This is a genomic window from Pseudaeromonas sharmana (assembly GCF_042649925.1).
GTDB classification, from domain to species: domain Bacteria; phylum Pseudomonadota; class Gammaproteobacteria; order Enterobacterales; family Aeromonadaceae; genus Pseudaeromonas; species Pseudaeromonas sharmana.
The window spans coordinates 116,365-140,379 of sequence record NZ_JBHSAF010000001.1 but is presented as its reverse complement, the minus strand read 5'-3'; the positions used below and the strand labels follow the sequence as shown (position 1 = coordinate 140,379).

Sequence of the window (24,015 nt, the reverse complement as noted above, 5' to 3'; positions counted from 1 at the left end):
CGATGCGGGCTGGCCGCGCCGTCGCATCAGGCGTGCAATGCACGCTCGCCACGGGCAATACCGCACACGCCGCTGCGTACCACCTCGACGATCTCGGTGGCCTGACGCAAGGTGCCGATGAAGGCATCCAGCTTGTCGCTGGTGCCGACCAGCTGCACTGTGTAGAGATCCGGTGTCACATCGACGATCTGACCACGGAATATCTCGGACAGGCGCTTGACCTCGTCACGGGCGTCCGGGGTGTTGGCCCGGCTCTTCACCAGCATGATCTCGCGCTCAATGTGGCTGCCTTCGGTGATATCGGAGACCTTGAGCACGTCCACCAGCTTGTGCAGCTGCTTGGTGATCTGCTCGATGACTCGCTCATCTCCCAACGTCACGATGGTCATGCGCGACAGCGTCGGATCCTCGGTCGGAGCGACTGTCAGGGTCTCGATGTTGTAACCGCGCTGCGAAAACAGACCGATCACACGACTCAGGGCACCGGATTCGTTTTCCAGCAAAACTGAAATTAAATGTCGCATCAGGTACGCTCCGTCTTGCTCAACCACATCTCTTCCATGGAGCCAAACTTGATCTGCATCGGATAGACATGCTCATCCGGATCAACAGCAATATCCATGAACACCAGGCGATCCTTCAGCGAGAAGGCGTAGGCCATCGCCTCTTCCAGCTTCGCCGGATCGTCGACACGGATGCCGACATGACCGTAAGACTCGGCCAGCTTGACGAAATCCGGCAGTGACTCCATGTAGGAGTGGCTGTGACGCCCGCCGTAGAACATCTTCTGCCACTGCTTGACCATGCCCAGCGCCCGGTTGTTCAGCGCAATGATCTTCACCGGTACGCCGTATTGCAGACAGGTCGAGAGCTCCTGGATGTTCATCTGGATTGAACCGTCACCGGTGACGCAGGCGACGACCGCGTCCGGATGGGCAAACTGTACCCCCATCGCGGCCGGCAGACCGAAGCCCATGGTGCCAAGGCCGCCGGAGTTGATCCATTGCCGCGGTTGGGCAAACGGATAGTAGAGCGCGGCAAACATCTGGTGCTGGCCAACGTCGGAAGCGACATAGGCCTTGCCTTGCGTGACCCGGTACAGGGTCTCGATCACCTGCTGCGGCTTGATCTGGCTGCTGCTCTTCTCGTAGCTCAGGCAGCGCTTGGCGCGCCAGCCGTCAATCTGCTCCCACCAGTCCGCCAGGGCACCATCATCGATGGTCAGGCCCAGCTCGCTGACCGCTTCGAGCATCTGATCGAGCACGGTATCGATGGCTCCGACGATCGGCACATCGACCTGAATCGTCTTGGAAATGGTTGCCGGGTCGATATCGACGTGGATGATCTTGGCATCCGGACAGAACTTGGCGACGTTGTTGGTCACCCGGTCGTCAAACCGGGCACCGAGCGCCACGATCAGATCCGAGTTGTGCATCGTCTTGTTGGCTTCATAGGTGCCGTGCATGCCGAGCATGCCCACAAACTGACTGTGGTTGCCCGGGAAGGCCCCCAACCCCATCAGGGTACAGGTAACCGGCAGGCTGAACAGTTCGGCCAGCCTGGTGACTTGCGCATTGGCATTGGCCGCAACGGCACCACCGCCAACATACAGCACCGGCTTCTTGGCTTCAGCCAGCATCTTCGCCGCCCGCTTGATCTGTCCCTTGTGACCGGCCTTGCTCGGGTTGTACGAGCGCAGGCTGACACTCTTGGGATATTCGTACGGGAATTTTTCCTTCGGGTTCTGCACATCTTTGGGCAGATCCACCACCACGGGGCCAGGACGGCCGGTCGCGGCAATGTAAAAAGCTTTCTTGATGGCCTGCGGAATATCGCTGGCCTGTTTGCACAAGAAGCTGTGTTTCACCACAGGACGTGAGATACCAATCATATCCACTTCCTGGAACGCATCGTCGCCAATCAGGGTTGTCGGCACCTGACCGGACAGGATCACCATCGGGATGGAGTCCATGTACGCGGTTGCAATGCCGGTAATACAGTTGGTGGCGCCGGGACCCGAGGTCACCAGTACCGCCCCCACCTTGCCGGTGGAACGGGCATAACCATCCGCCATATGCACGGCTGCCTGTTCGTGACGAACCAGCACGTGTTCAATCTTGCTGTTCTCGAAGAGGGCGTCATAGATATCGAGCACCGAGCCGCCGGGGTAACCAAAAATGTGTTCTACCCCTTCGTCCTCCAGCGCACGAACCACCATCTCCGCGCCTGATAACATCTCCATGATACAAGCCTCCAGGCTTCACTCCGTTTATATAAGTTTGCGCCGTCGGGGCCCGGGCCCCGACGCCAGACGCTGAGGGCAGGTAAGGCTATGGTCAGTCCCCTGATTGGAGCGACTCAGCATAACCTTTTGAATAGATGGGTTATTATTCGAACAAAACCCTGCCGCTGGCTGCGAATGGAAAATTGAAATTAACCCGCTTCCGTTGCCTTGTCCATGGATTTGCTGCCTCAGAACAGGGCAACGGCGGTTCACAACTGCACATTTCGATACCCGCAAGCCACGATGACGGATGAATATTCCACGGCTCAATGCCTAATCCGATTGATCCGCTATATATATAGAAAGAAACAGATAAAACGAAAGTTCACAGCGGATTGACACGCACCGGGATGGCGGATCAAAAAACCCGATCCGCAGATCGGGTTTTGCCGTTGCACCTGCTACCGGTCCCTGCCGGCAGAGATCTCTTCGTTCTCTTCATCCTGCCAGATTTGATGCTCCTGATCGGCGCGCTCTGTCAGTTGAATCGTCATGCCCATGTCCGCCAACTCTTTCAGCGTCAGGTTGTCGGCCAGGTAGACCTCTTCACCACGCTGGTTCTTGAACATCATATGTCACCTCCTTGCTCCAGTTCGCCAAGGGTTCGCCTTTAAAGCCTAGCAGAGCCGGTCAGGGGATGTTCAACAACAAGCCGCATTTGAGGTTATCGGCCAGGCCAAGCTCCGCCAGCCGATCACAGGTTGCCTCGGGGAAGCAGACCCGGTTCCATAACCGGTTCACCAGCAGCGACAATGGCTCCTGCTCGCCCCCGGCCAGCCATTGGGCTATCTCACCGGCCACATCCGGGTAGACCACGGCACCGACCGCCTGCTGATCCAGCCAGTCCCGAACCTTGGCCGAGGCCAGCACCGGCATCACGTCCGCCAGACCGAGCAGCTCGAGGGTCATGGCATTGCTCGCCTGTTCAAACTGGCCCTGGAGTGGCTTGAGCAGCAGTTTCTTGCCCAGTGTCAGCGCTTCGGAAGCCAGTTCGAATCCGGCATTCGAGATCACGCCACGACAATTGCACAGCGCCTGCTTGAACGCCGCGCGCCCCAGCGGCTGGCACAAGAGATTCCCCTCCAGATGGGTCTCCTGCACCTCCGGATGGAAGCAGACAAACCGCTCGCCCCCAAATCGCGACAGCAGTTGCCGAATCGCGGCCAGTGACTCGAACGGCAGATAGACCAGAATCGTGTCGTCCTCATCACCTGCCTGCAGCGGATCGATAATCGGCGGCAGAATCGGATGACCGAAATGAAACCAGTGCAGACCAATCGCCCGGGTTACGGGTGCGTAGCGGCGCATGATGAGACGTGCCGACCACTGCTCGCCGCGGCGCGGGATCTCGTAGGCGAAGGAGGCCTGATGACTGATCCCGAGCGCGGCGACGCCTTGCCGTCGGGCGGCCCAGGCGGAGACCGGCTCAAAATCACTGATGACACGATCATAACGCTCCAGATCCAGGGCACCGATATCACGCAGCAATTGCAATGGCCGCGAACGGGTCAGCGTTTGCCAGATATCGATGCAACCATCGTGGGAGTGAAACGTCAGCCCGTGGGCCGTCCGGTAATCACCGAATGCCTCCATGTCGAAGTAGGCTGACGGCTCGCGACCGGAAAACAGGTAATCCACCATCACGCCGTGCCTGGCCAGTGCCTGCGCCAGCGTCCGGCTGCGACTGATGTGACCATTGCCTGTGCCCTGCACTCCATACAGAATCCGCATGCGTTTTCCTCATATCCCCACGATCAACAGAACAGCACCAGAGCGGCACACCCAAAGCCGAGCACGGCTCCGGCGACCAGATCCGTTAAAAAATGCACACCGAGCAACAGGCGCGATGCGCCGATGCAGGTGGCCCAGACAAACGCCGCACCGCTGGCGTATGGATAGTAAGCCGCCACCAGCGACGCCATCACAAACGCGGCCGCCGTGTGACCGGAGGGCAGGCTGTAGCGATCCGAAGGGCGAATAAACACCGGCAAACCGCGCGGCCGTTCACGACGAATGAAATTTTTCAGCAACAGATACAGCGGCAGCTCAATGGCAAAGATGGTCAGGCCACTGATCAAAAACGCCATGCCGCGGCTGCCGTCGACGGCTGCCAGCAGCAGCGCGATGAGCAGATAGAGGGGACCATCCCCGGTTCTTGATACCAGGCGGCTGATGCGCGCCTGAAGCTGGTTGTAGCCATGCTGCAGGAACAGTTCGCTGCAGCGTAGATCGAGGCGTTGAAGTCGTTTCATCATCCTTGCTCCTGCGCATCCAGGCCGCCCTGTGCGGCGTACACTTTTTCTCCATTTCGCGTTCAGCCTAGGGGGGCGGTATGACAGCGCCTTGACCGCCAGATAACAACTTGATGACAGATGGCGACCACAAGATGAGTTGACAACGGCGGTCCAAATCGGCTATTGGTATGGGCAGTTGCCAGAAGGAATTGACTAAATATGCGTTTCACTCGCCCGCTACTACTACTAACCCTAATCGTGGAGAACCGCGCGGGTTAGTCTTGGCTGAGTGTAAGCTAGGCAGATTTCACCAAACCCGTGCGTCCAGCACGGGTTTTTTATTACCGCATTCTGGCGCACGGACGAATAGACGAGAGAGGAAGTCATCATGTCAGATCGGGTCATCATATTCGACACCACATTACGCGACGGCGAACAGGCGCTGTCCGCCAGCCTGACGGTCAAAGAGAAACTGCAAATCGCGCTGGCGCTGGAGCGACTGGGTGTGGACGTCATGGAAGTCGGCTTCCCGATCTCGTCACCGGGCGATTTCGAATCGGTACAGACCATAGCCCGCCATGTGAAAAACAGCCGGGTTTGTGCCCTCTCCCGTGCCCTGGAAAAAGACATCTTCGCCGCCGCCGAAGCCTTGAAGGTGGCCGAGCAGTTCCGTATCCACACCTTCCTCGCCACTTCCACCATTCACGTCGAAAACAAACTGCGCAAGCGCTTTGAGGATGTGCTGGAAATGGGCGTTAATGCAGTTAAATATGCAAGAAAATTCACTGATGACGTTGAATTCTCCTGCGAGGATGCCGGACGCACGCCGATTGACAACCTCTGTCGCATGGTGGAAGCGGCGATTAACGCCGGCGCCACCACGGTCAATATCCCGGATACCGTCGGCTACACAGTGCCTTCAGAGTTCGGCGGCATCATCCAGACGTTGTTCAACCGGGTCCCGAACATCGACAAGGCGGTGATCTCGGTGCATTGCCATGACGATCTGGGGCTGTCTGTCGCCAACTCCATCGCCGCCATCCAGATGGGTGCCCGCCAGGTGGAAGGCACGCTCAACGGTATCGGCGAACGGGCCGGTAACTGCTCACTGGAAGAAGTGGCCATGATCTTGAAGACCCGGGCCGACATCCTGGGTGTGCACACCAACCTCAAGCACCAGGAAATTCACCGTACCAGCCAGCTGGTCAGCCGCCTGTGCAACATGCCGATCCAGCCGAACAAGGCCATCGTCGGCGCCAATGCGTTCTCCCACAGCTCCGGCATCCACCAGGATGGCGTACTCAAGGCCAAGAACACCTACGAGATCATCACCCCGGAAAGCATCGGTCTGAACCAGAACACCCTGAACATGACCTCGCGCTCCGGCCGCCATGTCATCAAGCACCGCCTCGAGCTGATGGGCTACCCGGAAGGCAGCTATGACCTGGACCAGATCTATGACAGCTTCCTGAAGCTGGCGGACAAGAAAGGACAGGTGTTCGACTACGATCTCGAAGCGCTGCTGTTCTTCAGCCAGATCCAGGAGGAGCCGGAGCAGTTCAAGCTCGACTACCTGAGCGTGCTCTCCGGTGGCAGCGTGATGGCGACCGCCAGCGTGCGCATGAAAGTCGGCGGCGAGATGGTGTGTGAGGCCGCCACCGGCAACGGTCCGGTCGATGCCGTTTACCAGTGCATCAACCGCATCACCGGCTACAACCTGCGCATCGACAAATATGAATTGAAGAGCAAGGGCGAAGGCAAGGATGCGCTGGGTCAGGTGGATATCGTCGCCGAATATGAAGGGCGCAAGTTCCACGGCATGGGGCTGGCCACCGACATCGTCGAATCCTCGGCCCAGGCCCTGGTTCACGTGATGAACAACGTACACCGCGCCTGCCAGGTGGCGGAACAAAAAGAAAAAATTTCACAGAAATCAAAGTTGGAGACTATCTGATGACAGGAAGTTACAAGGTCGCCGTTCTGCCCGGCGACGGCATTGGTCCCGAGGTCATGGCCGAAGCCCGCAAGGTGCTCGCCGCCGTATCCAGCACCTTCGGTATCCAGTTTGACTTCAGCGAACACGATGTCGGCGGGATCGCCATCGACAACCATGGCTGCCCTCTGCCCCCCGGCACGCTCGCAGCCTGTGAAGCGGCCGATGCGGTGCTGTTCGGCTCGGTGGGTGGCCCGAAGTGGGAACACCTGCCGCCGAATGAACAGCCGGAGCGCGGTGCCCTGCTGCCGCTGCGTGGACACTTCAAGCTGTTCTGCAACCTGCGTCCGGCCCAGATCCATCAAGGGCTGAACGCCCTGTCTCCGCTGCGCGCCGATATCTCCGATCGCGGCTTCGATATCGTCTGCGTGCGCGAGCTGACCGGTGGTATCTACTTCGGCCAGCCGAAGGGCCGCGAAGGTGAAGGCGCCATGGAGAAGGCGTTCGACACCGAGGTCTATCACCGTTATGAGATCGAGCGCATCGCCCGCATCGCATTCCAGTCTGCCATGGTGCGGCGCAAGAAAGTCACCTCCATCGACAAGGCCAACGTGCTGCAAAGCTCGATCCTGTGGCGTCAGGTGGTGAATGAGGTGGCCAAGGAGTTCCCGGAAGTGGAGCTCAACCACATGTACATCGATAACGCCACCATGCAACTGGTGAAAGATCCGGCGCAGTTCGACATTCTGCTCTGCTCCAACCTGTTCGGCGACATCCTCTCCGACGAGTGCGCCATGATCACCGGCTCCATGGGCATGCTGCCCTCTGCCAGCCTGAACGCCGACGGTTTTGGTTTGTATGAACCGGCCGGTGGCTCGGCACCGGATATCGCAGGCTTGGGCATTGCCAACCCGGTAGCGCAGATCCTCTCCGCGGCGTTGATGCTGCGCTACAGCTTCAAGCAGGAGCAGGCCGCCCAGGCCATCGAGCGCGCCGTTGCCGAGACGCTGGCTGCCGGCTACCTGACCGGCGACCTGTTGCAGGGCAAAACCGGCAAGCATCCGGTGCAGAGCACCGCTGACATGGGCAGCCAGATCGCCGCCCGCATCCGGGAGATTTGAGCCATGGCCAAGACCCTTTATCAAAAAGTATTCGAAGCCCATGTGGTGCATGAGGCCGCCGGCGAAACGCCGATCATCTACATCGACCGTCATCTGGTGCACGAAGTGACCAGCCCGCAGGCGTTTGATGGCCTGCGGCAGATGGGGCGTCAGGTGCGGCGCACCGATCGCACCTGGGCGACCATGGATCACAACGTCTCCACCCAGAGCAGTGATATCGCCGCCTCTGGCGAGATGGCCCGCGTCCAGATGCAGACGCTGATGCAGAACGCCAAAGACTTCGGTGTACCGCTGTATGGCCTCGGCCACGAATGGCAGGGCATAGTCCACGTCATGGGCCCGGAGATCGGCCTGACGCTGCCGGGCACCACCATCGTCTGTGGCGACTCCCATACCGCCACCCACGGTGCCTTCGGCGCCCTGGCCTTCGGCATCGGCACCTCGGAAGTGGAACACGTACTGGCGACCCAGACCCTGAAGCAGGGCCGCGCCAAGACCATGAAGATCGAGGTCAAGGGCAAGGTGGCTGCCGGCATCAGTGCCAAGGACATCATCCTCGCCATTATCGGCAAGACCGGCACCGCCGGCGGCACCGGCTATGTGGTCGAGTTCTGTGGTGAAGGTATCCAGGCGCTGTCGATGGAAGAGCGGATGACGGTGTGCAACATGGCGATCGAAATGGGCGCCAAGGCCGGTATGGTCGCACCGGACGAGACCACCTTCGCCTACCTCAAGGGCCGTCCGTTTGCTCCGCAGGGCGCCGACTGGGATGCCGCAGTCGACTACTGGCAGACGCTGCACAGCGACGCTGATGCACAGTTTGATGCCGTGATCACCCTGGATGGCCCGAGCATAGCGCCGCAGGTGACCTGGGGCACCAACCCGGGCCAGGTCATTGCCGTCGATCAACCGATCCCGGCGCCGGCCGATTTCAGCGATGCCGTCGCCCAGCACTCCTGCCAGAAGGCACTGGAGTACATGGCGATCGAAGCCGGCCAGAAGCTGACCGACGTCAAGATCGACAAGGTGTTCATCGGCTCCTGCACCAACGGCCGCATCGAAGACATGCGGGCCGCTGCGGCCATCGCCAAAGCGGCACTGGCCAAGGGACAGAAAGTGGCCGCTGGCGTCCAGGCACTGGTGGTACCTGGCTCGCAACAGGTGAAGAAGCAGGCCGAAGCCGAAGGGCTGGATCAGATCTTCATCGCCGCCGGTTTTGAATGGCGTCTGCCGGGCTGCTCCATGTGCCTGGCGATGAACAACGACCGTCTGCAACCGGGCGAACGCTGTGCCGCCACCAGCAACCGCAACTTCGAAGGTCGTCAGGGCCGTGGCGGCCGTACCCACCTGGTCAGCCCGGCGATGGCCGCCGCGGCCGCGGTCGCCGGTCACTTTGTCGATATCCGAGAGCTGTAAGGAGCGCGCCATGCAAGAGTTTAAACAACATACCGGTCTCGCTGCGCCGCTGGATGCTGCCAACGTTGATACCGACCAGATCATCCCCAAGCAGTTTCTGCAGAAGGTCTCCAAGCTGGGGTTTGGCAAGCACCTGTTCCATGACTGGCGCTTCCTGGATGACGCCGGCGAGCAGCCCAATCCCGACTTTATCCTGAATGCCCCACGCTATCAGGGTGCCAGCATCCTGTTGGCGCGGGAGAACTTCGGCAACGGCTCCAGCCGCGAACACGCCCCTTGGGCACTGGCCGACTACGGTCTGCGCGCCATCATAGCGCCGAGCTTTGCCGATATCTTCTACGGCAACTCGCTGAATAATGGCCTGCTGGTGGTGCGTCTGCAGCCTGAAGAAGTGGATGCACTGTTCAAGCTGGTGGCAGCCAATGAAGGCCAGACCATCACGGTGGATCTGGAGCACCGCCAGGTGCGCGCTGCCGATCTGTGCTTCGACTTCGTCATAGACGAGTTCCGCCGCTACTGCATCATGAATGGCCTGGATAACATCGGCCTGACGCTGCAGCACGCGGATGCCATCGATGCATTTGAAGCCAGGCAACCCGCCTGGCTGTAAATAGCCGGTTGTCAGCCGACGAAACAACAACGGCCCCGCGGGGCCGTTGTTATTTGGATTACTTGGCAAACACTGTCGCCTCAACGCACCTCGCCCAACTCAGCAATGGCAGGCAGAGCGTCGCCGTTGAAATCAAACAGCGCCTGATTTTCCCAGGCATTGCCAACATTACCGCCCGTGTGCAGATACTGCATGCCGGCAAAGGTGGCCCAGGTGCCGCCATAACGCAGCCAATCCGGCGCCCAGTAGACATAACCCAGCCCCTTGTCATCCGGCAGCGACGCCAGCACCTGACGCAATGCCTGCAGATACTGCTGCTGCCCCTGTGGCGTGGCCGGAAATCCACCTGCCGCAGCCGAATCGGCTCCAAAGTTGTTTCCCAGGCGATCGCCGTTTTCGGTCGTAAACGCATAGGCGGTTTCGACAATCAGCACCGGCTTGTCGTAGCGATCGGCCAACCGGGTGATGTTCTCTTTTAGCGCCTGTAACGAGCCGTCCCAGAAGGGGTAATAGGAAAGGCCAATGATATCGAAATCGACCTTGTGCGGAGCCATCTCCTCAAACCACCAGCCCAGCGTCTGACTGTCCGCCCCTTTGGCCAGGTGCAGAATGATTTGACTGTGATGCTTGCCACCCGCGGCCTGTTCGGCCTCGCGAATGCCACTGATCCCGGCCTTGAGCAGCGTCGCCAGCATGTCAAATCCGCCGACCTGTTCGCCGTCATTTGCCCAGTTTTTACCGCTGGGCCACAATAGGCCAGAGTTGATCTCGTTACCTACCTGCACATAACTCGGCGCCAGATCGGCCTGCAGCAAGGTCGTCATCACCTGCTGGCTGTAGTCATGCACCTGCTTGACCAGATCGGCATCGGATAATCCCTCCCAGGCTTTGGGCTTGAACTGTTTGCCAGGATCGGTCCAGAAGTCGCTGTAATGCAGATCCAGCAGCCAGGGCAGCTGCAACGCCTTGGCGCGCTTGGCCAGCCGCATCACGCGCGGCAAATCCGAGTTGCCGCCGCCGTAGGCTTTGCCGTTGGCATCCTTGGGATCGACCCAGAGCCGCAAGCGAACCAAGTTGGCGCCATGTTGCTGCAGTATTGCCAACGCATCGCCCGTCTGGCCGCCAGCCTGAAAGTGACTGCCGGATTCCTCGACCCGCTCCAGCATCGACACATCGACACCGCGCAACGCCAGCCGTGTCCCGGCAGTCGGAGCCTCGCCATTGCAGGCGGTCAAGACACAGGCCAACACCCATGTGCCGACAGCAGGCAGATGCCGCCGGTAGAACCTTTTCACAGCCATCAGTCGCACTCCCGTATTCTGATATACGTAACGAACTCGCACCAAACACAGCTATTTTGTTATCGATTACACAACATCAACAACTGAGTCCCATTCTGTTTAATGGGTAAAAAAAACAGAGAAAGCAGCGCTTTCTCTGTCAACTCAGCACGGTAAAACAAAGGAACTTCCGAGAGCTACTATAGCGACTCGCCACAAATTAGAAAGCGGTTTCACGGCAAATTTGCACAAATTTGTGATAGCGATTACACAAACAGTTTGCCGGCTTTTTGAGCGCATAAAAAAAGGGAGCCAAAGCTCCCCCTGTCCATCCATTTCAAGCCGCTTCTAGCCCTAGCGAGAAGCCGCCAGCTCCGCCAGCGCCGGCAGCGCATCGCCATTGAAATCGAACAGCGCCTGGTTCTCCCACGCATTGCCGACATTGCCTGAGGTGCTGATATAGTTCATACCGGCATCACTGGCCCAGGTGGCATCCACCGCCAGCCAATCCGGCTCCCAGTAGACAAATCCCAATGCCTGTCCGTTGGGCACCGCCGCCAGCGTGGTACGCAAATCCTTGAGGAACTGCTGCTGGCCAGCCGGGGTGGCCGGATAGCCGCCATTCGTCACTTCGGTGCTGGAGCCAAAGTTATTGCCGAGCGAATCGGCGTTCTCCAGAGTAAACGCATAGGCCGTTTCCACCACCAGTACCGGTTTGTTGTAGCGGCTGCTGATATCGGTGAGGTTGGCCTTGAGGTCTGTCAAGCTGCCATGCCAATAGGGATAGTAGGAGACGCCGATGATGTCGAACGCCACACTGCGGGCGGTAATGGCATCAAACCACCAGCGGAACGTCGCGTTGTTGCCCCCTTCAGCCAGATGCAGGATCACCTTGGCGGGCGTCGCCACGCTGGCATCCTGCTCTGCGGCGCGCACACCGTTGACCCCGGCCTGCAGCAGCTTGGCCAACATGTCGAAGCCACCGCTGCCGTCACCCCAGTTTTTGCCTGTCGGCCATAACATGCCGGAGTTAATCTCGTTGCCCACCTGAACATAGGCTGGAGCCACTCCTTGACCGATGAGATGTGCCATCACCTGCTGGGTGTAAGTTTCAACCTGGGTCACCAGCGCATCATCGCTCAGGTTGGCCCATGCCTTGGGCTTGACCTGTTTACCCGGATCGGTCCAGAAATCGCTGTAATGCAGATCCAGCATCCAGCTCATCCCGGCCGCTTCGGCACGCTTGGCCAGACGGGTCACTCGCGCCAAATCGCTGTCCCCCCCGCCGTAGGCCTCCCCCGAGGCGGATTGTGGATCGACCCACAACCGCAAGCGCACCAGGTTGGCGCCATTGGCCTGCATCAATGCCATCCCATCGGCAGTGGTGCCATTTTGCTGAAAGGTGCCGCCGGCCTCTTCGACCCGCTCCAACATCGACATATCCACACCACGGATAGCCAGCGTGACCGGCGTCGTGTCACCACCATCGTCGTCACCACCGGACGAGCCGCCGGACGAGCTACTGCCACCACCACAAGCCATCAGACAGCTGCTGAGCAACAGCACCGCCAGTCGCGGCCAGCGCTTGGGCTGGCGAGTTACAGGGTAAGAGGTTTGCATAGGGATGATTCCTTTTATGTTCAGAGTCTGCTGAGCATGCTATCAGCACCAGGCAGCAACCCAGAGCAAATGATGGAATCGATTACACAATTATCCAATCTGGATCACTTTTCAACAAAATGGAATTTACCGGCGAAAAGCGTAAAAAAAAGTAGAGAAAGTGGGGCTTTCTCTGCAATGCAGCGGGTGAAACTAAGTTGCTTCCGAAAAAGAGATATCATAATAACCGATAAAAGGGAAATCGGTTACACAATTTTAAAAAAAAGGGCGGGCCCAGGCCCGCCGCTTACATCCGCAGCTCTACCGCACTCACGGCGCCAGGTGATCCAGTCCAAACCAGCGCTCAAGATCCTGACGCAGCGAGTCCGAACGCTTGCCGAAGATCGCCTGCACCTCATGGCCAACAATCACAACGCCCAGGGCACCGAGCTTCTGCAGCTTGTCATGGTTGACCAGCCCCAGCACTTTGACCTCGACCCGGAGCCGGGTCAGACAGGCATCCAGACTGAAGATGTTGTCTTTGCCACCGAGCGCCTCCATCAGCGCTAGCGCCGTCGGGTCCGCCTCTGCAGGCGACTGGCGCGGCGAAGCCTTCTTGCCGAGCAACTCCAGTAGCACCTGTTTATATTCCCTGATATCACGCATGGCCTTCCTCCTGTCGCCACCATGGTATGAGTGAGGCCCGCATCGCGGGCCAACACATCACAACGCACGCGCCAGAACGCGCACACCAAACGCCGGCAGCGTCAGCTGACCACTGAGCTCGTCGCCCGAGACCAGATCGCGATAGCCTTGCGGCAACGTCACGTAACGCACCTCACGGGTGTAGTTCTGTACAAAGACAAACTTCTGTTCGCCATCGGTACGACACTGAGCAGTGACACCTGCAGGCAGTGTGCTCTCCAGCGCTCTTGGCAGCGCCAGATCGGCGATCAGGCGACCGAAGAAGTCGCGCTGGAAGGCCAGATCGTTGCGGGAAGCGACATAGTAGGCCTTGCCGGCACCGTGGGACTTGACGGTCACCGCCGGCTCTCCGGCATAGAAGTCACTGCCATAGGTGGCCAGCGCCTCGGCGCCCTCCAACTGGATGCGCTCGCACAGATGGGTCACCTGATACGGTCCGGTCAGCCCCAGTGCATTGCCGTCGATACCACTGACGGAGTTGCTCTCATCGTCATACAGACCGTCGATCTCCTCGGCCCAGATGCCCAGAATCGGACGCAGCGGCCCCGGGAAACCACCGAGGTGGCACAGGTCGCTCTCGTTGACGACACCGGTCCAATAGCTGGCGACAAACTGTCCACCGGCCTGCACAAAGGCATCCACCCGCTCGGCAAATCCGTCGCGCACCATATACAGCATCGGGGCAATCACCAGCTGGTAACCACTCAGATCACAATCGGCATTGATCACATCCACCGCCACCCCCTGCTCCCAGAAGGCACGATAGTGTTCGGTCACGGTCTTCTCATAGAACAGGCCGGCATTGCGCGGCCCCTGGGCATTGTCCATCGCCCAGCGACTTTCCCAATCAAAGATGATGGCGACCTTGGCATCGACACCTGTGCCGACCACCGCATCCAGCTTGCTCAGGATCTCGCCCAGCGCCTGCACTTCACGCCCAACACGGGTGTCGATGTGCCCGACGTGATCGACCACGGCACCGTGGAACTTCTCTACCGAACCGCGGCTCTTGCGCCACTGGAAGTACTGTACCGAATCCGAACCGTGTGCCACCGCCTGCAGCGACGAGAGGATATGCATGCCCGGTTTTTTGAGCTTGCTGATCGGTTGCCAGTTGGTCAGGCTCGGCGTGGACTCCATCAGATAGAACGGCTTGCCGCCCTTCAAGGTACGCATCAGGTCGTGATACATGCCGGTGTAAGCCGCCAGCGTGCAGTCATCGCCCTCGTTGTGCCACAGCGGATAGCTGTCCCACGACACGAAGTCGATGACCTTCGACAACTGCCAGTAGTCGTAGTCGTAGAAGTACTCCATGAAGTTGGTGGTGGTCGGGATCGCCGGGTTCTCGGCCTTCAGCGGCTTGATCTCCTCGGCACAGAAGTCGGTGACCTGAGCGGTATTGAAGCGCTTCCAGTCCAGATTCAGGCCATGAATCGACACTTCACCAATCGGTGACGGTGACTCGACTTGCGACCAGTCGGTATAGGTATGGCTCCAGAAGGTGCTCCACCATGCCTTGTTCAGTGCATCCAGAGTGCCATAGCGCGCCTTGAGCCAGTCACGGAACTGGTTCTGGCACAGATCACAGTGACACTCGCCACCGTACTCGTTGGAGATGTGCCAGCCGATGACCGCCGGATGGTGCGCGTAGCGCTTGGCCAATGCCGTGTTCATCTGGCGGACTTTTTCCCGGTACACCGGTGAGGTCAGGCAGTGGTTGTGGCGGCCACCGTGCAGCGCACGGACCCGCTCCTTGCTGACGCGCAGCACCTCGGGGAATTTGTTGGATAACCAGGCCGGGCGAGCGCCACTCGGCGTGGCCAGAAAAACGGAGATACCGTTCTGGTGCAGGTTGTCCAGTACGGAATCCAGCCAGCCGAACTCGTAGCGCCCCTCTTCCGGCTCCAGACCAGACCAGCTGAAGATGCCGACCGACATGACGTTGCTGCGCGTCTGTTTCATCATCTCGATGTCTTTGCGCAACACTTCAGGGTCATCCAGCCACTGGTCCGGGTTGTAGTCGGCACCGTGCAACATCACCGGCGCCTTATCACTAAGTGGGGGAAACTTGTGCATGCTCTGCTCCGAAAAACTGCGAAAAAGCGCGGCCCCGAGTGGGGAGATGGGGCCGCGAAAAGGGTTAGTTAAAGACCTTGATCGACGGCAGGACATGACCTTGGCAATCGAACAGTGACTGGTTCTCGCGGGCGTTACCCTCTTTCCAGTCATCATCGTTGTACTTCATGCCCGCCTTCGTCGCCCAGGTTGCGCCAGGAGTCGGCAGCCAGGCCGGCTCCCAGTAGAAAATGCCCTTGCCGCGTTGGCCAGGAACCTCGACGATGCTCTTCATCAGATCGTGCAGGAAATCTGCCTGGCCCTGAACACTGGCCGGATAGCCACCATCGGCGGCTTCCTTGGCCGTAAAGTTGTTCTCGGCATTGTCACAGTTGTCGGTGGTGTAGCCATAGGCGGCTTCAACCACAATCAGATCCTTGTTGTAGCGCTTGGCGATGTCGTCCATGTTGTACTTCAGCGCGCTGATCGGGCCGTTCCAGTAGGTGTAGAACGACAAACCGATCACATCGAACTCGACATTGCGTTTGGTGATCTCGTCAAACCACCAGACGAAGGTATCATTCTTGGTCCCTTCGGCCAGGTGCAGCATGATCTTCACCTGCTCATCCTTGGCGAGGTTTTCCTTCACACCGCTAATACCGGCCTTGAGCATGCCGGCGAGACGATCAAATTCGCCACCGTTCTGGCCCCAGCTCTTGCCTTCCGGCCACAGCATGCCACCGTTGATTTCGTTACCGATCTGCACCATGTCCGGCAATACGCCGGCCTTCTTGAACTCGGCAAACGAGCTCTTGGTGTAATCATGCACCGCCTTGGTCAGCTGTTCGGCGTTCATGTTGGCCCAGGCCTTCGGCTTGTTCTGACGACCCGGATCGGTCCAGAAGTCGCTGTAGTGATAATCCAGCAGGAACTTGAAGCCCAGTGCCTTGGCGCGTTTGGCCAAGGCGATCGTGGTGGCCAGATCGTTGTTACCACCGCCATAACCCTTGCCATCGGCATCCTTCGGATCCACCCACAGACGCAGACGGATATAGTTGAAGCCGTTGTCCTTGAGGATCTGCATTGCATCCATCTGCTTGCCATTGGCATCGAAGTACTTGCCACCGTGCTTCTCGACTTCTGCCAGCATGGAGACATCCGCGCCCTTGATGAAGTCCGCCGGCATGCCCGCGACCTTGTTGATGGTGACCTGTTCGGCGGCCTGGACCTGCAGCGGCATGGTCAGGGAACCGGCCGCCAGCAGGGCGGCCATCAGCAGTGAGTGTTTGAGTTTCATGTTTCGCTTCCTGTTGTTGTTAGCCCTTGGTACCGCCAGCCGTCAGGCCGGAGACGAAGTACTTCTGCAGGGAGAGGTAGAGAATCGCAACCGGTACGGCGATGAGCACAGCGCCGGCCGCGTAGGTGGTGTAGCTGGCCCCCATCTTCTGGGAAACCAGGTTGTACAGTCCGATCGGCAACGTGTACTTGTCCGGAGTACGCAAAATGGTACTGGCCAGAATGAAGTCACCCAGCGGGCCGGTGAACGAGAACAGGGCGACTACGGCGATGATCGGCTTGGACAGCGGCATGATGATTTCGATGAAGATGCGGAAGTTACCGGCACCGTCCATGCGCGCTGATTCATCGAGATCCTTGGGGATCGCGTCCAGGTAGCCCTTCATCAGGTAGGTATTCATCGGAATCATGCCGCCGACATAGACCAGTACCAGTGCCAGATGGCTGTTGACCAGACCCAGCATCTGCGCCAGCACGAAGATGGCGATCAGCGCGGAGAACTGCGGAATCATCTGCAGCAACAGGAACAGCATCAGACCATTCTGCCGGCCGCGGAAGCGGAACCGGGAGAACGAGTAGGCGGTGAAGCTGACGCTCACCAGCGTCAGGATCATGGTCAGGAAACTGATTTTCATCGAGTTCCAGTACCAGGCGCTGTAGTCGATGGAGCCGTCAAACAACTCGGTGTAGTGCTGGAACGAGAAGTTCTCCGGAATGATCGAGGTGTTGAGCAGGCTGTTGCCCGGGTTCAACGACGCCCCTATGGTCCAGATCAGCGGGTAGATGATGATCACCGCCACCGCTGCCAACAGCAGGTAGGAGAGGCTCAGACGAATGAAATTACTCTTTTTGACACTGTGCTTACTCATGACGCGCTCCCGTTACACCATGTCGTCTTGCTTGAAGGAGTTGGTGGCGCGGAACTGCCACAATGCGATACCCACGACGAAGATCGACAGCAGGATCGTGATGCTGGCTGCGATCGCGTATTGCGAAGAGGACATCGTCAGCTTGTAAATCCAGGAGACCAGGATATCGGTCCCGCCGGCATTGGACCCGGCGACGGCCGGACCACCGTTGTTGAACAGGTAGATGATGTTGAAGTTGTTAAAGTTGAACGTGTACTGGGTGATGATGATCGGTGCAATCGAGTAGAGCACCAGCGGCAGCGTGATGGTGGTCAGCTTGTGCCAGGCGTTGGCGCCGTCGATGGTGGCCGCTTCATACAGATCATCCGGAATTGCCTGCAGTACCCCGGTGGTCATCGCGAACACGAACGGGAAACCCAGCCAGGTCTGCATCAGGATCAATGCGGTCTTGGTCCAGAACGGATCCGTCATCCAGTGCTTCGGCTCGATGCCGAACGCCGCCAGAATACCGTTGTTGATGACGCCGAAAGTCTCGTTGAACATGCCGGCGAACACCAGAATGGTCACGAAACCCGGGACCGCCCACGGCAGAATCAGTATGGTGCGCATCAGCGGTTTGAAGCGCAGATCCTTCTGGTTGACCAGGATGGCCAGCAATACACCGACAGTACACTGCAGCGTGGTGGCGATCAGCGTCCAGATCACGGTCCACTGCAGCACGTCAAAGAAGGTGGTACGCCACAGATCAAGACGGAAAATGTTGAAGAAGTTCTTCATGCCGACCCAATCCACCAGCTTGGCCGGCGGTGTGTGGTACAGGTCGTAATTGGTAAAGGCAATGGAGAAACCGAACAGAATCGGAAACACCACGACGAACACCAGCAGGATGAATCCTGGCGTGATCATCAGGTATGGAAAGCCTTCACTGAGCAGCATCTGGTACTGACGGCGGATGCCATGCAGCTGTTCACCTTGATCACGGCGCTGGCCGCAGACATAGGCATCACGGATGCTCAGCAGATAAACCCCTACCCCGAAACAGGCCACCAAGGCACTGATAATCCCCTTGGCCAGCAGGAAGACGGAGTTGTCACGCGGCAGTTCGGTGCCCAGCGTAAACAGGCCCCAGAAGCCCGTCTGCAAGAAATCATGAAATACGCTAACAAAGCAGACCAGCAGGACAAAGAACACTGCGCCCTTGGCCCATTGCCTGTTGTAGCACTGCCCCAGGCCGGGAACCAGCGCACACAGTGCAGCCAACTTGGCATGCTGGGATTTTGCACCGACCGAAGATACGCTGCTGGAATCGACAACCACAATTCACCTCCTATCCATAAAGAACATGGGTAACTCAAACGACTGGCTACCCATGTTTTCCACTACCGCGCTACGCCAATTATTCGTTGGCGGCGTGGTTTGTTTCGATTTGCATATTGATGTTCTTCACGGCCGTTTCCAGCGCGGCCTTGACGTCCTGCTTGCCGGTGACGCCCAGTTGCAGTGCGCTGTTGGCCGGAGACCAGACTTCCTGCATTTCCGGAACGCTCGGCATCGGCACGGCGTAGCCGGCCTGAATGGCGACCGCGCGGGACTTCTCGTCGTTCTTGATCAACGGATCATCGATCAGCGCCTTCACTGGCGGAATTTCACCTGTCTTCTCGAAGCGCACCTTGGCATTATCGGCACTGTTGATGAACTCGATGAATTTCTGTGCCAGCTCCTTGTTCTTGGAGTAGGTAGAAACGCTGTAGCCCTTCACGCCGAGGAATGAGCGCATGTGCTCGCCGTTAGGCAGCACCGGCAACGGTGCGACACCGTAGTTGACGCCCGCATCCTTGTACGGCTGGAATGACCAGGGGCCCGTGATGACAGCGGCGGCCTTCTTCTCGGTGAACAGCGAGTCGATGGCATTGGCACCTGTGTCGCCAACGATGCCGTTCGGGAACACGCCATCGGCGTAGAACTTCTTGATGTAATTGACCGCATCGATGGCGCCGGCATTGGCCAGACCGATGTCCTTGACGTTCAGCGAGCCGTTGCTGTTCTGACCGAAGACGTAACCGCCCATGCCTGCCAGTACGCCGTAGGCGTAATAGATTTCATCGAACTTGGCCAGCAGGCCGTACTTGCCGGCAGCACGCTGTTCCTTGGAGAAGGCATACAGATCATCAAACTTCTCCGGCGCCTTCGGCAGCAGATCCTTGTTGTAGACCATGACGATGGTTTCAACTGCCTTCGGGATACCGTACAGCTTGCCTTCATAGGTCTGGGCGTCCACGGCCGGCTTGGTGAAGCTGTCCAGGTAAGCCGCATCCACCTTCAGTTCGGAGATCAAACCCTGAACCACAGCGGTACCGACCTGGTCATGCGGCAGCACCAGTACGTCCGGGCCGATACCGGCCGGACCATCCAGACGCAGCTTCTCGATCTGCTGGGCAAACGGACTTTCCAGAACCTTGACCTTGACGTTGTACTTGGCTTCGAATGCTTTGACCGCATCCGCAATGCCATTGGACTTCTTGATGTCTTCCCATACCAGCAGTTCACCGTCTGCGGCATGCGCAACCTGAGCGGCGAGACCCATTCCCAGAGACATCATGACAACAGCGGTCAGCGTTTTGATCTTCATTGTTGCTCCTTCAGTGTTGTTGGTTGCCAGGCCGGAGCCTGTTTTGTCTTGTTATGGCAATCAGTGATTGCGTTACCCTGTGAAACCCAGTGTAAACAACTGAAACAACCCCCTCAGTCGTGCTCCAATCCGCCGCATAATGCGCTCGGAATTGCCAGGAGCAACGGCTTCCCCCTTGGACAACCACCCGTTCAGACACCGTCTGCTGGATACAAATGGGATAGCGTTTACACTACATGCTGTAACGTTACGGGTATGGCGCTATATCTGCCACCAGAAGATGTGGGAGCTGTGATCTTATGCACAAAAATAGCAGGGGTTAGTGCAAGCGATTACACAGCGCTGTTATAGTGGCCTCACAAACAGCAGCAAGGCGCCGCCTCGCGTATCAGCCTTGGGGTGCATACCCGCCTCACCTGTTTTGCTCCGGCGTGGAGTTCGTGACTGTGGTGGCGGGTAATGGTTTGATTATCAAGGAGTTATCAATGGCAAGCATCAAATTAAACAAGGTTATCAAGCGCTTCGGCAATACCGTCACCCTGCACAACGTCAATCTGGATATTGCAGACGGCGAATTCACCGTCTTCGTTGGCCCGTCCGGGTGTGGCAAGTCCACGCTGCTGCGTATGATCGCCGGTCTGGAAGAGATCTCGGATGGTGAAATCGCTATCGGTGATACCGTAGTCAACGATGTGGCGCCAGCCCACCGTGGCGTTGCCATGGTGTTCCAGTCCTATGCGCTCTACCCGCACATGACCGTCGCCGAGAACATGGGTTATGGCCTGAAGGTCAACGGCGTGCCGAAAGATCAGATCCGGCACCAGGTCGAGATGGTAGCCAAGACACTGCAGCTTTCACACTTGCTGGATCGCAAACCGAAGCAATTGTCTGGCGGCCAGCGCCAGCGTGTCGCCATCGGCCGGGCGATCGTCCGCAATCCCAAGGTGTTCCTGTTTGACGAACCGCTATCCAACCTCGATGCCGAGCTGCGCGTCGAGATGCGTCTGCACATCGCCAAGCTGCACCAGGAGCTGAAAACCACCATGATCTACGTGACCCACGACCAGGTCGAAGCGATGACGCTGGCCGACAAGATTGTGGTCATGAACTACGGCAAGGTGGAACAGGTTGGTTCTCCGATGGAGCTGTATTACAAGCCGGTCAATCGCTTCGTTGCCGGATTTATCGGCTCACCGAAGATGAATTTCCTGCCTGCCAAGGTGATCGAATGGCAGCCTAATGCCGTGACACTGCAACTGGCCGATCACCGCATGCTGAAGATTGCTACCGTGACCGCCGAGCTGAAAGCCGGTGATAGCATCACGCTAGGCCTGCGTCCGGAACACATCATTCCGGGCGAAGGTGATCTGTGCATGACCTTCAACTGTGAAGTGGTGGAACGTCTGGGCAACAGCACCTACCTGTTCGGTCAATGCGAAGGAGTTGATGGTTTCAAGATGTTGCTGCCAGGGGACAATGCCTTCCACCCGTACCAGACCATCACAGTGCATTTCAACCCTGAAAACGCGTTGATTTTTAACGAGGATGGTACCCGCATCAGCGCCTGATCACTCACAGTTCGCCCCTATTCGGCCCTGCCTTGCGCAGGGCTTTTTCTTTGCAGCCCCCCCATTAAACTCCGCTGTCGCCAGCAGACAAACAGAATGAGAGCAGGATCGCAAGCTGGTACAGAACTACTCCTCTCCATCACGGCGATGATGTAATTTACACAAAAATTATAAACGGTTACACGACAATCCATTTTCGCTGCTCAGCATTAGCGCAGCAAAAAATAACAATAAAATTTTATATATGTAAAACATAAGGTTATCAACAAACACTCTACACGCCCGCGGCAATACACGGCGTGTAATCGATAACAGGAAGTACCCTATGAGAAGCATGTCTATCATTCAGCGTATCGCCGCCGGTTTCGGCATCATCATACTGCTGCTGATCCTGGTCGTCTTGATGGCCTGGCAAGCCGGTTTGCGCTTGGGCGGTCAGGTGGAAACCCTCTCCAGCGAGGTCGCTCCGACGCTGGTGCAGAGCCGCGCCGTCACTCGTATCCTGTTCTCCGAAGACAAACAGCTGCGCAACCTGCTGACACAGCAAGAACCCCAAGCCGTGCGGCGGGATATGAGCCAGCTGGAAACCTGGCAGCAGCACTTTGATAGCGAACTAGAACGGTTGAAGACCACGGCAGGCAGCGTCGAGGGCGTCAGTGACAAGCTGGCCTCACTGAGCGAACAACAGCAAATCTACTGGCAACAGGCGCAGCAACTGGTGAAGGACTACGCGGCCAACCTGGAACAGCAGGCCGCCTTGCTCAAACAGAATACCCTGACCACCACCGGCAAACAGTTCAACGCCGATCTGACGATGCTGGTTTCAACCCTCGGCGCTCACTACACCGTCGGATTGAGCCGCTCGCTGATGGACAATCTGGATCTGCTGGTCAGCAATACCCAGGAATCGCTGAATCAGCATGATCCGCAAACGGTAGGTCAGCGCCTGCAAGCCAACCGCCATCTCGCCAGCAAGGTGCTGGCCCAGCGCAAGGAACTGGCAGCGGCACTGGCTGAGCAGGAGAGTGCTTTCGGTGGCAGCATCGATTTTGAGGCGACGGTCGGCAAAAAACTCGACACCCTGCTGCACGAGACCACTGCCGACAACGGCTTGCTGGCCCACCACCTGCAACTGACCGAACAGAGTCAGCAGTTGCGCAACCAGAGCGAGCAATCGGCCCGTATCATCGATGCCGTGCTCGCCGAGCTCAGCGATGTCGATGCCGTGATCGACAATCGCCTGCAGCAATCCGTCACCCAGACCGGCAGCGTACTGACCCAACTCAAGCTGGCACTGGTGATTGGCCTTGCCGTGTCACTGCTGCTGGCGATCGTCGTGTTGTGGCGGGTCATCGCCGCCATTCGCCAGCCGATGAAGTTGACACTGTCGGCACTGCAAGGCCTGACCGAGGGGGATATGACGCAGCGTATCGCCTATCAGAAGTCTGATGAATTTGGTCATCTCGCCCGCGGCATCAATGCCCTGGCGACCCAGATGCGCAACATGCTGGAGCAGATCGTCGACAGCGCCAACGAGCTGGGCGTCGTCGCCGAGCGCAATCAGACTACGCTGCAGCAAACCAACCGCCAACTGGAGCAGCAACGCCTGGAAACAGCCAGCGTCGCCACCGCCATGGTGGAGATGGAACACACGGTTGCGGATGTCGCCAAAGCCGCCAATCAGTCCATGACATCCGTGGTGCGCGTCACCGAACAGGCGTATGCCGGCCGGCAGATCAGCGACAGCAACATCCAGCGCATCAATCGTCTGGCCAATGAACTGAACGCCTCGCAACAGGTGATCGAGAAGGTGCATGGTCTCAGCGTCAATATCGGCGGCATCCTGGATGTCATCAGCCAGATCGCCGAGCAGACCAACCTGCTGGCGCTGAACGCGGCCATCGAAGCCGCCCGCGCCGGCGAGCAGGGCCGAGGCTTTGCCGTCGTCGCCGACGAGGTGCGTAGCCTGGCACGGCGTACCGCCGACGCCACCACCGAGATCCAGAACATGATCAACGCCCTGCAGCAGAGCGTCGGAGCCGCCGTCGACGCCATCCGTGTCAGTGGTCAGGCGATGAGTGCCTGCACCAACGAGAGTGAGCAGGCCAAACAGGCCATGGATGCCATCTCGCTGGCGCTGCAGGAGGTGACCGACATGAGCAGCCAGATCGCCGCCGCCGCCGAAGAGCAGCAGTGCACCAGTGCCGAAATCGCCCGCAATCTCAACACCATCAACGAGATCGCCGAGCAAAACCGCAAGGAGATCGACCAGGTCGCCGATACCAGCGATCAGCTGCAGCAGCTGTCGACCACGCAACGGGAACTGGTTCGCCGTTTCACCCTGTAACACCCGGTGGAGCGGGGGCTTCCCGCTCCGGCCGTGCCTGGTGAGGCGTTGTTCGCGACATCTCACCAG

19 protein-coding genes are annotated in these 24,015 nt (G+C 58.5%); 6 read left to right on the top strand and 13 right to left on the bottom strand.

Going from position 1 to position 24,015, the window contains the following annotated elements:
- Positions 1-26: 26 nt before the first annotated feature.
- The 5 genes from ilvN to ACFOSS_RS00620 form a co-directional block, all read right to left on the bottom strand.
- Positions 27-524, bottom strand: coding sequence for an acetolactate synthase small subunit (ilvN, locus tag ACFOSS_RS00640; protein WP_377149857.1), 498 nt, complete (start codon positions 522-524; stop codon positions 27-29).
- Positions 524-2,242 (bottom strand): acetolactate synthase 3 large subunit, encoded by a 1,719-nt coding sequence (locus ACFOSS_RS00635; RefSeq protein WP_377149855.1) that lies wholly within the window; start codon positions 2,240-2,242, stop codon positions 524-526. The genes ilvN and ACFOSS_RS00635 overlap by 1 nt, the downstream gene beginning before the upstream one ends.
- 443 nt (positions 2,243-2,685) lie before the next feature.
- Positions 2,686-2,856, bottom strand: a complete 171-nt coding sequence (locus ACFOSS_RS00630; RefSeq protein WP_377149853.1) for a hypothetical protein — start codon at positions 2,854-2,856, stop codon at positions 2,686-2,688.
- A gap of 58 nt (positions 2,857-2,914) precedes the next feature.
- Positions 2,915-4,015, bottom strand: a complete 1,101-nt coding sequence (locus tag ACFOSS_RS00625) for an MJ1255/VC2487 family glycosyltransferase (protein WP_377149851.1) — start codon at positions 4,013-4,015, stop codon at positions 2,915-2,917.
- Between the two features lie 23 nt (positions 4,016-4,038).
- On the bottom strand, positions 4,039-4,536 hold the full coding sequence (locus tag ACFOSS_RS00620; RefSeq protein ID WP_377150636.1) for a phosphatase PAP2 family protein: 498 nt from the start codon (positions 4,534-4,536) through the stop codon (positions 4,039-4,041).
- Positions 4,537-4,906: 370 nt separating this feature from the next.
- Between ACFOSS_RS00620 and leuA the strand changes: the two genes are divergently transcribed.
- From leuA to leuD, 4 genes are read left to right on the top strand one after another with little or no spacing between them, the layout of a single operon-like run.
- Positions 4,907-6,472, top strand: coding sequence for a 2-isopropylmalate synthase (leuA, locus tag ACFOSS_RS00615; protein ID WP_377149849.1), 1,566 nt, complete (start codon positions 4,907-4,909; stop codon positions 6,470-6,472).
- Positions 6,472-7,572, top strand: coding sequence for a 3-isopropylmalate dehydrogenase (gene leuB, locus ACFOSS_RS00610; protein ID WP_377149847.1), 1,101 nt, complete (start codon positions 6,472-6,474; stop codon positions 7,570-7,572). The genes leuA and leuB overlap by 1 nt, the downstream gene beginning before the upstream one ends.
- Before the next feature lie 3 nt (positions 7,573-7,575).
- A complete protein-coding gene (gene leuC, locus ACFOSS_RS00605; protein WP_377149845.1) occupies positions 7,576-8,988 on the top strand; it encodes a 3-isopropylmalate dehydratase large subunit in 1,413 nt (470 codons plus the stop codon).
- A 10-nt stretch (positions 8,989-8,998) separates the two neighbouring features.
- Positions 8,999-9,598 (top strand): 3-isopropylmalate dehydratase small subunit, encoded by a 600-nt coding sequence (gene leuD, locus ACFOSS_RS00600; protein ID WP_377149843.1) that lies wholly within the window; start codon positions 8,999-9,001, stop codon positions 9,596-9,598.
- A gap of 80 nt (positions 9,599-9,678) precedes the next feature.
- On the opposite strand, the gene ACFOSS_RS00595 is transcribed toward leuD, so the two are convergent.
- The 8 genes from ACFOSS_RS00595 to ACFOSS_RS00560 all read right to left on the bottom strand — a co-directional run bounded on the left by ACFOSS_RS00595 (position 9,679) and on the right by ACFOSS_RS00560 (position 20,031).
- A complete protein-coding gene (locus ACFOSS_RS00595; protein WP_377149841.1) occupies positions 9,679-10,899 on the bottom strand; it encodes a glycoside hydrolase family 53 protein in 1,221 nt (406 codons plus the stop codon).
- A 333-nt stretch (positions 10,900-11,232) separates the two neighbouring features.
- A complete protein-coding gene (locus ACFOSS_RS00590; protein ID WP_377149840.1) occupies positions 11,233-12,498 on the bottom strand; it encodes a glycoside hydrolase family 53 protein in 1,266 nt (421 codons plus the stop codon).
- Positions 12,499-12,807: 309 nt separating this feature from the next.
- Entirely contained in the window at positions 12,808-13,143 is a 336-nt protein-coding gene (locus ACFOSS_RS00585; protein ID WP_377149838.1) for a glucose PTS transporter subunit EIIB, read from the bottom strand.
- A gap of 57 nt (positions 13,144-13,200) precedes the next feature.
- The gene (locus tag ACFOSS_RS00580) at positions 13,201-15,258 is read right to left on the bottom strand and encodes a beta-galactosidase (RefSeq protein WP_377149836.1); all 2,058 of its coding nucleotides are present in this window, start codon (positions 15,256-15,258) and stop codon (positions 13,201-13,203) included.
- Positions 15,259-15,322: 64 nt separating this feature from the next.
- Positions 15,323-16,534, bottom strand: coding sequence for a glycoside hydrolase family 53 protein (locus ACFOSS_RS00575; RefSeq protein ID WP_377149834.1), 1,212 nt, complete (start codon positions 16,532-16,534; stop codon positions 15,323-15,325).
- A gap of 19 nt (positions 16,535-16,553) precedes the next feature.
- The gene (locus ACFOSS_RS00570; protein ID WP_377149832.1) at positions 16,554-17,402 is read right to left on the bottom strand and encodes a sugar ABC transporter permease; all 849 of its coding nucleotides are present in this window, start codon (positions 17,400-17,402) and stop codon (positions 16,554-16,556) included.
- A gap of 12 nt (positions 17,403-17,414) precedes the next feature.
- Positions 17,415-18,719 carry a sugar ABC transporter permease gene (locus ACFOSS_RS00565; protein ID WP_377149830.1) on the bottom strand — a complete coding sequence of 435 codons (1,305 nt, stop codon included), beginning with the start codon at positions 18,717-18,719 and terminating at the stop codon, positions 17,415-17,417.
- Positions 18,720-18,798: 79 nt separating this feature from the next.
- Positions 18,799-20,031: an extracellular solute-binding protein gene (locus tag ACFOSS_RS00560; RefSeq protein WP_377149827.1), complete on the bottom strand. Its 1,233-nt coding sequence runs from the start codon at positions 20,029-20,031 to the stop codon at positions 18,799-18,801.
- 485 nt (positions 20,032-20,516) lie between these two features.
- Here ACFOSS_RS00560 and ACFOSS_RS00555 point away from each other — a divergent pair, with 485 nt between their 5' ends.
- Positions 20,517-21,599: an ABC transporter ATP-binding protein gene (locus ACFOSS_RS00555; protein WP_377149825.1), complete on the top strand. Its 1,083-nt coding sequence runs from the start codon at positions 20,517-20,519 to the stop codon at positions 21,597-21,599.
- 325 nt (positions 21,600-21,924) lie between these two features.
- Entirely contained in the window at positions 21,925-23,946 is a 2,022-nt protein-coding gene (locus ACFOSS_RS00550) for a methyl-accepting chemotaxis protein (RefSeq protein ID WP_377149823.1), read from the top strand.
- Positions 23,947-24,015: the final 69 nt, after the last annotated feature.